The 11586-nt window shown below is 69.7% G+C and carries 8 protein-coding genes; 1 reads left to right on the top strand and 7 read right to left on the bottom strand.

Translation table 11 applies throughout. The features are described from left to right. Positions 1 to 498: 498 nt before the first annotated feature. From ACTOQ3_RS43120 to ACTOQ3_RS43100, 5 genes are all read right to left on the bottom strand, one after another. Complete coding sequence (locus ACTOQ3_RS43120; protein ID WP_440089838.1) at positions 499 to 1176, bottom strand: hypothetical protein; 678 nt, start codon at positions 1174 to 1176, stop codon at positions 499 to 501. Continuing rightward, a complete protein-coding gene (locus ACTOQ3_RS43115; protein ID WP_440089837.1) occupies positions 1173 to 2072 on the bottom strand; it encodes a carbohydrate ABC transporter permease in 900 nt (299 codons plus the stop codon). The genes ACTOQ3_RS43120 and ACTOQ3_RS43115 overlap by 4 nt, the downstream gene beginning before the upstream one ends. Further along, entirely contained in the window at positions 2069 to 3004 is a 936-nt protein-coding gene (locus ACTOQ3_RS43110; protein ID WP_440089836.1) for a carbohydrate ABC transporter permease, read from the bottom strand. The genes ACTOQ3_RS43115 and ACTOQ3_RS43110 overlap by 4 nt, the downstream gene beginning before the upstream one ends. Positions 3005 to 3074: 70 nt before the next feature. Further along, complete coding sequence (locus ACTOQ3_RS43105; protein WP_440089834.1) at positions 3075 to 4370, bottom strand: ABC transporter substrate-binding protein; 1296 nt, start codon at positions 4368 to 4370, stop codon at positions 3075 to 3077. A 30-nt stretch (positions 4371 to 4400) separates the two neighbouring features. Beyond that, a complete protein-coding gene (locus ACTOQ3_RS43100; protein WP_440089833.1) occupies positions 4401 to 5414 on the bottom strand; it encodes a hydroxyacid dehydrogenase in 1014 nt (337 codons plus the stop codon). Positions 5415 to 5652: 238 nt separating this feature from the next. Here ACTOQ3_RS43100 and ACTOQ3_RS43095 point away from each other — a divergent pair, with 238 nt between their 5' ends. Then, positions 5653 to 7551, top strand: a complete 1899-nt coding sequence (locus ACTOQ3_RS43095) for a DUF2264 domain-containing protein (RefSeq protein ID WP_440089832.1) — start codon at positions 5653 to 5655, stop codon at positions 7549 to 7551. 11 nt (positions 7552 to 7562) lie between these two features. Here the strand turns inward: ACTOQ3_RS43095 and ACTOQ3_RS43090 are convergent, their stop codons facing one another. After that, complete coding sequence (locus ACTOQ3_RS43090; protein WP_440089831.1) at positions 7563 to 8690, bottom strand: substrate-binding domain-containing protein; 1128 nt, start codon at positions 8688 to 8690, stop codon at positions 7563 to 7565. Further along, positions 8687 to 10600: a hypothetical protein gene (locus ACTOQ3_RS43085; RefSeq protein ID WP_440089830.1), complete on the bottom strand. Its 1914-nt coding sequence runs from the start codon at positions 10598 to 10600 to the stop codon at positions 8687 to 8689. The genes ACTOQ3_RS43090 and ACTOQ3_RS43085 overlap by 4 nt, the downstream gene beginning before the upstream one ends. Between the last annotated feature and the right edge of the window lie 986 nt (positions 10601 to 11586).

Below are 11586 nucleotides of genomic sequence, written 5' to 3'. Positions count from 1 at the left end.
AGGGCGCGGCGCGCGTGCGGTGGGGGCATCAGGGTCATCCTTCTGTCAGGCCAGGGGAGAAGGTCACGGTGAAGGAGGCGCCGGAGGCGAAGGCCGAAGCGGACGCCTTCAGGTGGGCCGCCACCGGTGCCATGACGACGGCGAACAACGCGGCCGAAGCCCTTTGACATGCGCGCATTCCGATACCTCCATAATGTTAGCGCTAACATCTCACGGTGGCCGCGCGGTAATGGTGATTCGGGCGTAGGCGCATTATTAGCCCGGCGAGGGGTCCTCGGTCAATGGACGGCACACAATTCGTGTCCGGCGGCACCGCGATGATCGGAATGCGTTCGCGGCGGCGAGACGGGCCCGGCGAAGCGTGCGGCTGATCATCGTGTCGCGCTCGTCCCCCTTTCCGGAAGATCGTGGTCCGCGCGCCGCGCGAAGCCTCGGCGCCTCGTCGAGGCGCAGGTCACCCTCGCCGTGCCGGTGTCGTGGATCGGGAGCGAAGGCCGGTCAAGGTTCCGGCAGGAGCGGCAGGACCACGAACCGGCTCGTGGCCCAGGCCGCGTAGAGCAGTGGCGCCGTTCCCAGCAGCACGCCGAAGACCGGTTCGAGCAGTACCATGCCGACCGCGAGCGCCAGCACCGTCAGCGTCGGCAGCGTCAGATACCAGCGACGCGCCACCAGGTACAGGCACGGCAGGACCAGGCCGCGGACCGGACGCGACGATTCGGCCACCACGACCAGCACCGTCACCGTCGTGGCCACGACCAGCGCGCCCGCCGTGACGAAGAACGGCAGCAGCGCCGGACCCCACGAGGTGCCACCGACCACCATGACGTCCACCACGAGCACGCTCACCACCGCGGCGCCCGTCAGCCAGGTGACCAGCGCCCGCACCGCCGCCCGCCGGTAACCGTTCCAGAAGGCCGCGAACACCGCCGTCGACCCCTCGCCGAGCAGGGCGAAGCACCGGAACGCGCCCGCCAGCGCCGGCGCGCACACCGCCGAGAGCGCCGCGAAGAACGGCCACGACGCCGACGGATCCCGCACCAGGGCCAGCGCCACCAGCAGCGGGGCGCACGAGATCGCCAGCAGCAGGTTCGTCATCAATCCGACGTAAACCATGCCGAAGACCTTCTCGTACGTCTCCTGCCGGGCCGGACGCAGCAGGCCGCGCATCGTGCTCACCCCTTCAGCCCGCTCGTCGCGACGCCCTGGATGAAGTAGCGCTGCCCGAACAGGAAGAGGACCAGGACCGGCAGCACCGACAGCACCGCACCCGTCATGATCATCGCGTGTTCGGCCTCGTACAGGCCGACGAAGGAGCGCAGACCGAGCTGCACCGTCCACAGCTCGTTGCTCGTCAGGTAGATGAAGGGCCCCATGTAGTCGTTCCACGTGGTGACGAACGTCAGCAGCGCCAGGCTGGCGAGCGCCGGCTTCGACAGCGGGAGGATGATCCGCCGGTAGATGCCGTACTCGCTGAGCCCGTCGATCCTGGCCGCCTCGCACAGCTCGTCCGGGATCGACATGTAGTACTGGCGCATGAGGAACACGCCGAACGCGCCGAACGCCTGTATCAGGATGAGCGACCAGTACGTGTCCGTCAGCTCCAGTCGCTGCATCATGATGTACTGCGGCACCATGTAGGCCTGCCACGGCACCGCGATGGTGGCGAGGTAGCCCAGGAACAGCGCGTCGCGTCCGGGAAAGCGGACCTTGGAGAACCCGTAGGCGGCGAAGCTGCCGGTCAGCACCTGCAGGAACGTGATGGTGGCCGACAGGAAAAGCGAGTTGCCCAGGTAGGTCGCCATCGGGACGCGTTCCCAGATCTCCACGAAGTTCGACCAGCGCAGCTCGTCCGGAATCAACTCGATCGGGACCGCCAGGACCTCGCTGTTGCGCTTGAGCGAGGCCGACAGCATCATTCCGAACGGCACCAGCGTCAGCAACGTCACCGTGATGAGCCCGAGGTAGGCCAGCGTCCTGCGGGCGGCGGGGTGCCGGGAGCCCGGCGATCCGGTGGGCCCGTCGTGTCGCGGCGGCGGCACCGTGGCCGAAGGAGCATCGCGCAATGTGGTCATGACGCGTTTCTCCGTTCGTTGATCCGGAATTGGACGATGGTCACGGTGAACACGATGAGGAACAGCACGAGCGCGATCGCCGACGAGTAGCCGAACTGGCCCTCGACGATGCCCTCCCGGTAGACGAGCTGGGCCAGCACCAGGGTGCTGCGACCGGGGCCGCCTCCGGTCATGACCATGATCAGGTCGAGCACCTTGAAGCTCTGGATGGTCAGCATGACCAGCACGAAGAAGGTGGTGGGCCGCAGCGAGGGCAACGTGATGCCCCAGAACCGCTGCCAGGCGTTGGCCCCGTCCACTTTGGCCGCCTCGTAGTACTCCTTGGGAATGGTCTGCAGGCCGGCCAGGTAGAGCACCATGTAGTAGCCCATGTCGCGCCACACACTGGTGATGATCACCCCGGGCATCGCCCAGCCGGTGCTCGACATCCAGCGCGGGGGGTCCTGGACGCCGATCGCCTCCAGCAGCAGGTTGATCGGTCCCGCCGTCGGATTGAACAGCATGTTCCAGACCACGGCCACCGCGACCAGGGAGGTGATGTACGGGAAGAACGCCGCGCTGCGGAAGAAGTTCACCCCGCGCAGCCGCCGGTTCAGCGCCAGCGCCAGGGCGAGGGCGGCGATCAGGGTCAGCGGGATGTGGCCGAGCGCGTAGTAGAGCGTGTTGCGAAGAGCGACGTGGAAGTTCTCGTCCCCCCACAGCCGTTCGAAGTTGCTCAGCCCCACCCACTCGGGCGTTCCGTAGGAGTCCCAGTCCATGAACGCCAGCACGAACGCCGCGATCACCGGGACGAGCGTGAACAGGGCGAAGCCCAGGAAGTTCGGCAGGATGAAGCTCCACCCGATCAGGGTGTTGCGCCAGGCCCGGCCGCCGTGGGGCACCCGAGGTTCGCCCGGCTCGGTCGGCGCGGGCTGCGGCATGACATGGGTCATGGTCGTCCTTCGTGACTCCTTCGCAGACCAGGTGGACGGGCGGCGGACCACGGAGCCCGCCGCGGCCGCCCTAGTTGAGGACCTCGTTCTTGACGCGCTCGTTCATCGAGCGGATGCCGTCGGCGGCCGACTTCTCACCGACCATGATCAACTGATGCTCCTCGTTGAGGATGGTGTCGACGTCGGAGCTCTTGTCGCTCACCGGCATCTCCAGCACGACCTTGCCGGGCTCGAACGTCTTCTTCGACAGCTCGTCCGACGGCATGCCCTCGAGCTTGAAGTAGGCTTCCGTGATCGCCGGATCCTGCAACGCCGGCACCACGCCCACCTGGGCGATCGCCTCCGCGCCCGCCTTACTGGCGGCGAACTGGACGAACTTCTTGGCGAGGTCGGCGGACTTGCTCCGCTTGTTCACCGCGAACCCCGTCGGGGAACCGAAGGTGACGGCCTCGCCGGAGCCCGCCCGCTGCGGCATCGGGGCGAGCGCCCAGTCGACCTTGCTCTCGCCCTTCTTCTTGGCCTCCAGAATGCCCGAGATGTACCAGGTACCCATGGGCATCATCGCCGCCGCGCCGGTTCCGAACATGTTCCGGTAGTCGGCCTGCTGGGCGCTCGCGGTGCCGAAGTCCATGACCGCCCCCTTCTTCTGCAGGTCCAGGGCCATCGTGTACTGGTCGGTGAAGAAGGCGTAGTCACCGCCGAGCTGGTCGCCGCCCGTCTGCGCCGCGGAGATCGCCTGGACCACCGAACGCCAGGTGTGGTGGTAGGTGCCGTACACCTTCTTGCCGTCCTTGTCCCCGGTGAGCTGCTGGGCGTACTTGGCGTAGTCGTCCCACGTCATGGCGCCGGTGAGCTTGATGCCCGCCTTGTCGAGCAGGGTCTTGTTGTAGTACAGCAGCCAGAAGTCCTGGCGGTACGGGAGCGCGTAGTAGGTGTTCCCGGTGTTGTAGGCCTGCAGACCCGCCAGCTTGGAGGCGTCGGCCGACGTGGCGAGATCGGTGACCTCGAGGAGCTGCCCGCGGCTGGAGTAGCGCGCGTAGTCCGTCACGTTCTTTATCGTGATCACGTCCGACTTGTCGCCGCCGGCGAGCATGGTGGTGACCTTGTCCTGATAGTCGTCCGCGAGGATGTCGACCGGCTTCACCTTGACGCCCGGATTCGCCTTCTCGAACGCCTGGAACAGCGCGGTGAACTCGGGGGTCTTGGCGAGGTTCCACACGGTGACGGTGAGGGTGGCGGGTCCGCCCTCGGCCGGCTCGCCGGAGCCGCCGCACGCGGCGAGCGCGAGCGCGAGGACGGTCATTCCCGCGGCCTTCACGACGTGGCGCCGCGTTCGGGTCCTGGCGGGCGGAACGGGATTGAACATCGGTCTGGTTTCCTTTCCCGGAAGCGGGGCTCAGGCGCTCACGGCGAACTCGTCGGCCGTCACCACCGCGCGCGGCGGCCGGCCGGACAGGTAGCGTTCGAGTTCGTCGAGGGCGCTCTCGCTCATTCGCCGGGTCTCCGATCCCAGGGATCCGGCGATGTGGGGGGTGATCATGACGTTGGGAAGGTCGTACAGGAGCGAGTTCGCGGGCAACGGCTCCGGGTCGGTCACGTCGAGGATCGCGTCCAGGCGTCCCCTCGCGCATTCGGTCTCCAGGGCGGCGGTGTCCAGGACGGTGCCGCGCGCCGTGTTGATGACGGTCGTGCCGTCTTTCAGCAGGGCGAGTTCCGGCGCCCCGATGAGATGACGGGTGGAGGGAAGCTCCGGGACGTGCAGGGTGAGCACGTCGCAGCGCGGCAGCAGGTCGGCCAGGTCGACCAGCCGGCCGCCTGCCTCACGGACCTTGGCGGCGCCGGCGTACGGGTCGTACACCAGTACGTCCACGTCCAGGCTGCGCAGCCTTTCGACGACCCGGCGGCCCACCCGTGAGAAGCCGACGACGCCGATCGTGCGTCCGCGGTTGGACAGCTCGCCCCGCCGTTCCAGGTAGGACCAGTCGTCGCGATGTCTGCGCGCGTCCTGGGCCAGGAACGGAGCCTTCTTGCCCGCGAAGATGATCGCGGCGAGGGTGAACTCGGCGACCGAGACGGCGTTCTCGTCCGCCGCGTTGGTCACCAGCAGCCCGCGCCGCCAGACCTCGTCGGTGACGAACGGGCGCACCGTTCCCGCGCAGTGGAAGATCGCCCGGAGCTCCGGCGCGCAGTCCAGCCGCTCCTTGGTGAGCGGAGGACAGCCCCACGAGGTCACGAGCACCTCGACCTCGCGCAGCCGGCGGCGCACGAGCGGATCGTCGAGGTCCGCCGTCGCCATGGGATCGGTGAGCTCGACGAGATCGCGCAACCGCCGCAGCTGCGGTTCCTGGAACTGCACATCGACGTACACGGGGTCCATCACCAGCAGAGCCTGTGATCGTCGGTCTTTCACACCGGTCCTCTCGCCAGCCAGTGCTTGCCAGTGCCGCCGATCATGACCGATCATTTCAATCAGGTCAATAGATTGTTAACGCTAATATGATCGATACTGATCAATACGATCATCCGTGGGTTCCCGCGGCCATCAACGATGATCAGTATGAACGCTTTTGATTCATTGCTCCTTGACGTGTTCGCCGAGACGGTGCCAGCATCACGGAGTTTCGTGCGGAGTCGCGACAGGAGGCCTGATGCGCTGGCTGCGGGAACTGGACGACCGGCGGCTCTCGCCCTACACCGGCTGGACCAGAGATCACTGGGCCGCTCTGGCCGACCGTCTGCTGCTGTCCGCACGGCGGTACGCCTCCCCCTCGCACGCGCGGATCTCCTTTCCCGGCGAGCCGGGCGGGTACGGGCCGGACGTCGACGCACTGGAAGGGTTCGCCCGGACGTTCCTGGCCGCGGGGTTCCGGGTGGCGGGGGAGGGCGGCCATGACCCGCACGGCTACCTGGAGTGGTACGCGCGCGGCCTGGCGGCCGGGACCGATCCGGCCTCTCCCGAGCGCTGGGTGAGGCTGGAGGAGCATGATCAGGCCAAGGTTGAGGCCGCCTCCATCGCACTGGTGCTGCACCTCACCCGCCCGTGGCTGTGGGACCGCCTCGACGACGGTGTGCGCGAGCGGGTGGTCGGCTACCTGGCTCCGGCGATCGGCGGCGCGTACCCGCCGATCAACTGGATCTGGTTCCAGCTCGTGGTCGAGCGGTTCCTCGCCTCGGTGGGCGGCCCGTCCTCACGTCAGGACGTCGAGGCCGGGCTCGCGCTCACCGACGGGTTCGTCCGGGAGGAGGGCTGGTACTCCGACGGCGAGCGGCGCGGCTACGACCACTACGTCGGCTGGGCCCTCCATTTCTATCCGTTGTTGTGGACCGAGATGGCGGCCGGCGACCCGGCCGCCGACATCCGTCGTGCCGCCTACCTGTCCCGGTTCACGCGCTATCTTCACGACGCCGTGCACCTGGTGGGCGCGGACGGCTCTCCGCTCATACAGGGCCGCAGCCTCACCTACCGGTTCGCGGCCGCCGCCCAGTTCTGGGCGGGGGCGCGGGCCGGTGTCGCGACTCCCGCCCCGGGTCTCCTGCGCCGCGCCGCCTCCGGCATCGCCCGCCACTTCGCCGAGCACGGCAGCCCCGACGACGACGGAGTCCTGACACTCGGCTGGCACGGCCCCTGGCGGCCGATCGCCCAGTCGTACTCCGGCACCGGCTCCCCCTACTGGGCCGCCAAAGGCCTGTACGGACTGGCGCTGCCCGCCGATCATCCCGTGTGGACCTCGGTCGAGGAGCCGCTGCCGGTCGAGCGGGAGGATTTCCAGCTCGTGATCCGATCACCGGGCTGGCTGGTCTCCGGCACCCGCGCCGACGGCGTCGTGCGCGTCGTCAACCACGGCACCGACCATGCCACACCCGGCGACCACCGCACGGACTCGCCGCTGTACGCCCGCCTCGGATACTCCAGCGCCACCTCGCCCATCCTGGCCGGCCCGCACGCCGACGACCCTCTCGACCAGTCGGTCACGCTTCTGGACCCCGACGACCGGCCCAGCCATCGCACCGGCTTCGAGACCCTTCTCGTGGACCGCCTGCCAACGGGTACCGCCGTCGGCGCCTCCCGTTGGCGGGCCCACTGGGTGGACCCGGACCCGGACACCGCCGACCACGGCTACGGCCGATCGGGCACCGCCGTCCTGGGGCCCTGGATCACCGTCCTGTCGGCGTTGCGAGGCACGTGGGAGGTTCGTCTGGTCCTCCTCCTCCCCACGTGCGCGGCCCCCCTTCGCCTGGGCGGCTGGCCCGTCCCCGCCACCACCCCGTCGTCCCGCCTGATCTCGCGCATCGTCCCCGGCCCCGGCCTCGACCTGTCGGACGTGACGTTCGCCGAGAACGCCACTCCGCTGTCGGGCCGGACTCTCGTTCCGTGGTGCGGCACCAGCGCGGCCGCCGAGCCGCGCAGATGGTACGAAGCCCGCATTCACCTCGGTTCGAGCGTGCCCTCGGCCCCTCCGGAGATCAGCTGGGCGAATGCGGCCGCCCGGATCGTCTGGCCGGACGGCACCGAGGACACCCTGGCTCCCGTGTTCCCTCCGCCGTGAACAGCCCTCCCTCAGGACGAGGAGGAGCGCACGATCAACCGAGGCTCGATGACCACGCGATGCGTCGGCCGATGCGGGTCCTGATCCGTCAGGCGAGCCCACAGCAGGCCGAACGCCGCCCGCCCGATCGCCTTCCTGGGCGGGCGGACCGCCGTCAGCGGCGGATCGCACAGCTCCGCCACCTCATCGTCGTAGGTGACCACCGCCAGGTCCGCGGGCACCCGGACACCCCTCTCCTGGCACCGCTCCACGAGGCTGATCGCCTCCGGGTCGGAGTGAACCAGCAGCGCGGTGGTGCCCGTGTCGAGGCACGAACCGAGGATCCGGTCCATGACCTCGTTCCACTCAGGGTTGCGCTGGTCGACGGTGGTGAGGTCCGGGGTGCCGTCGAGCTCCAGACCGAGCTCCTGGCAGGCCTGCCGCCATCCGCGCCGCACGTGCGGCGTCGTCGGACTGTGCAAGGTCGTGACCACCCCGATCCGCCGGTGTCCCAGCGTCGCCAGGTGGCGCACGGCCATGGCCGCCCCCAGCGCGTGATCGCTGATGACGGACTCCATGGTCTCCTCGTACGGACCGACGGCGGCGGCCCGCTCGATGAGCACGACCGGCACCGGCGCCTGCCGCAACCAGCGCACCAGTTCCTCGCCGTCGTCACCGGTGGTGGTCGGCGCGACCAGGAGCCCGTCCACGCCGACGAGGTCCATCAGCCCTGACAACTGCCGCCGCTCGTCGGCGGCCTGGTAGGTGGCGCCGCGTAGCACGATCCTGGCTCCGGCCGCCGCGGCGGCCTCGCGGACGCTGCGGATCACCTCCGGCCAGTAGTAGTCGAGCGACGGCACGACCATCCCGATCGTGAGCCGCCGTCCTTCGCCGACGCCCTCCTCGACGACCGATCGAGGCGAGACCTCCTCGTCGGACTCGCCGGCGGGGGCGCCACCGTGCAGCATGGCCCCGCCCCGAACCCGCCGGATCAGCCCTTGCGAGGCGAGGAGCGCGATGTCACGGCGGACGGTGATGACCGAGACGTCCAGCTCCTCGGCCAGATCGGCGACCCGGACGGAGCCACGCCGCCGCAGCAGCTCGACCACCCGGGTGCGGCGCTCGTCGGGCAGCGAGGCCGGTGAGCCGGACAGGGTCATGGCCGCACCTCCACGCGTACCAGGAGGGATCCGCTCGCGGTGCCGGGCAGCTCCAGCCGCAACCGGGTCAGCCGGTCGCCCCACACCGCGACGAGCAGGGGATCGTCCAGCTCGCGTTCGGTCAGCGACCCGGCCGCGTGCTCCGGATCCCAGGAGAGAACCGCGGCCCGGCCCCCGCCGGGCGGCCGTATCGTCACCTGCCCCGGCGCCTCCTGCCGCACCCGACCGGACAGCAGGAACCGCACCTCGCTGGGCGGGCCCGCGTCGGTGAAGGCCCAGGAGTCCTCGATCGTCACGCCGCCGGTCTCCCGGTCCAGCCTGGCCGTGCGCCACCACCGCTCAAGCCCGTCCACGGGGTAGGCGCCCGCGAGGTCGAGCCTCACCTGGAAGGCGTCCGGCCCGTCGGCCACCGCGACGTCCCCGGCCGCGAAGGACGCGCCCTGCCCCTGTGGCGTGCCGCGCACCTCGGGCACGCTGTGCCAGCCACTCCGCATCGTCCAGATCGCGTACCGATCGGGTCCGAACGTCTGCGCCGTGTACGTGGGCCGCCCCGCATCGACCACGGCGGGTGTCCCGTCGACGGCGACGATCACCGAGCCGACGTCGTTGTGGTTGTGGTTCTCGTCGTTGTGGCCGCCCTTGACCGCGAGGGCGAGACCCCGCTCGGTACCGCGGGCGGTGCGGGCGAGGCCCACCTGCGTGCCGGGCAGCCATGCCGAGGCCACCAGCGGCGGTTCGGCCGGGCCGGCCTCCAGCCAGGTGACGTCGGCCAGCTCGCTCAGCGCCCGTCCCAACTCGGCCGCGGGGGCGACGGTCCCGGCGCGGTGGGCGGCGGCGTGCCGCATCCCGTCGGGATCACCGATCCGCCGCGCCCAGCGGTGCAGCACGTGCCAGGGCTGCTCGGCGGGCGGCAGCGCGCGGGCGTCGGCGAAGTTCACGTACCACGCCCCGCCCAGATGCATCCGGTGGGGGAACCGCGCCGTCTCGCGCACCACCGGCACGCCGGCCGCCCTCAGCTCCCCGGAAGTGGCGTGTTCCAGCACGTCGAGTGCTTCCAGGGCGCGGCAGGCACCGTTCCACCAGTACTCGTAGCCCTCGTCCACCGACCCGTCGCCGGGCAGCGCCGCCAGGTAGCGGTCGAGGCCCTCGATCGCCAGCGCGACCTGCCGAGCCCGCTCCGCTCCCGGTTCGGCCAGGCGCAGCGCGGCGACGAGCACGTTGCCGCAGATCCACGGGCACCAGTTGTGCACGCGGCCGTCCAGCCCCAGCCAGTGCCAGTCGCGCCGGCGGGTGAACGGCTCCAGAACCCGCCACCGCACCTCGGCGCGCAGGCGGTCCCGCAGTCCGGGGAATCGCTCGTCCAGCCGCTCGCCGAGCATGTGGTCCGCCCAGGCGAGCTGGGCGGCCACGTCACCGGCGCCGAGATCCAGGCAGGGGGTGGCCGGGTCGGGCAGTACCGTGCCCCGCGATCGGCAGGACTCCTCGTGGGCGGGCCAGCACCACGAGCTCTGTTCGCACACCAGCACGATCCCGTCGGCGGCCTCGGCCAGCCACTCGTCCGACCCGTTCGCCGCGGCCATGAGCACGGCCCGGGTGAGCCGCTCCTGGCGCTCGAACACGCCGCCCTCGTAGACCGTGCGGTCGCCGTCCTGAAAATATCTGGCGTACTGCGTGGCGAGCGGCTGCGCCCACGGCGACCCGCGCTCGGCCTCCGCTCGCTCCCGCACGCGCTCCAGTGCCCACAGCGGCGGCCCGCCGCTCAGGGAGGGCAGGGGCAGCGCACGGTCGGGACGCGCCAGGACGCCGATCAGCGCATCCGGCGAGGCGGTCGTCCCCCACCTGCCGAGCAGCGGGCCTGGGACGACGCTCTCCGCGAGCCGAACGGGGGGGCCGGTCGCCGTACTGGTCATACTCCTCCTTAGGACCCCTCATAGTACCGATCGAACCTGATCGAAGTTGATCCTCAGTGGCGAAGCGATCAAATCCGACGTTTATGCGATCACCCCAGGGGTCGCCGCGGTCGGAGCTGTGGACCGATGCCGCGGTCAAGCGGACGGGCCGCTCGTGGCTCTGCCGCGGCGGTCTGTGGGCGAGGAATGACAGGGGACGCCGGTCCCGATCCATGTGACGCCTCCGAGCCGGGCGATGACGTGAAATGCCGGGCATGGCGACCTTCGGCGATGGCGACCCTCGGAGACCGGGCACGATCGGGCGGGCCGGGCGACGGGACGGGGAAGGCGACTCCACGCGACTCGTCGGCACAGAGGGACGGGTGGCACCATTGCCGCGATTACGTGGGCGTCAGCGTAATCGGACATGACTATTGGAACGCGATAACAACGCAGGTTTCAATGCGCGAAGCGCGGCCCGTAACCGCGACAGGGCGGCGGGTCACATCGACATCGCACCAGTGTGTGCGTTCACATGAGTGCGGTCAACACCCGCTGTCATGGACCGCACCAGGCCTTCCGGCCCGCGGCCCGAAGGCCGGTACGACGACCCGGGCCACCGACCGCCGGGCACCGGAGAGCGGTGAACAGGCGATATATCCGTCTGCGACCAGAGGCCGGCGCTACCCGCCATCGCCGCTGCCGCAGGATGCCGGCTGCGCGGAGACGAATTTCTTGTAGCGAGATGTTGACATCCCGCCTGTGAACCCCAACACTTTGCGGAAATGCAACGGAAACACGAATGCGACCCGATCGCCGGCCCTTCATCGGGAACCAATCGCCCCATTGCCAAGCTCGCAGGGACGAGGTTTATGCATAAATGTTAGCGTTAACATTTCTTTGTACGCCTGTTGACGTGCCCCACCGCCCCTGAGGCCTCGCCGTGAGTGCGCGGCCGTGATGTCGCCCCTCGACGTCTTCTCCCCGATTCCCGGAAAGGATGCCCG

Source organism: Streptosporangium sp. LJ11 (assembly GCF_051918945.1).
Taxonomy (GTDB): domain Bacteria; phylum Actinomycetota; class Actinomycetes; order Streptosporangiales; family Streptosporangiaceae; genus Streptosporangium.
Note: the sequence above shows the minus strand (reverse complement) of the source record. Positions and strands in the feature narration are given on the sequence as shown.

Coding starts and splice junctions, on each gene's coding strand:
- ACTOQ3_RS43115 (WP_440089837.1), bottom strand. CDS start 2,072: ATGACCACATTGCGCGATGCTCCTTCGGCCACGGTGCCGCCGCCGCGA.
- ACTOQ3_RS43110 (WP_440089836.1), bottom strand. CDS start 3,004: ATGACCCATGTCATGCCGCAGCCCGCGCCGACCGAGCCGGGCGAACCT.
- ACTOQ3_RS43105 (WP_440089834.1), bottom strand. CDS start 4,370: ATGTTCAATCCCGTTCCGCCCGCCAGGACCCGAACGCGGCGCCACGTC.
- ACTOQ3_RS43095 (WP_440089832.1), top strand. CDS start 5,653: ATGCGCTGGCTGCGGGAACTGGACGACCGGCGGCTCTCGCCCTACACC.
- ACTOQ3_RS43090 (WP_440089831.1), bottom strand. CDS start 8,690: ATGACCCTGTCCGGCTCACCGGCCTCGCTGCCCGACGAGCGCCGCACC.
- ACTOQ3_RS43085 (WP_440089830.1), bottom strand. CDS start 10,600: ATGACCAGTACGGCGACCGGCCCCCCCGTTCGGCTCGCGGAGAGCGTC.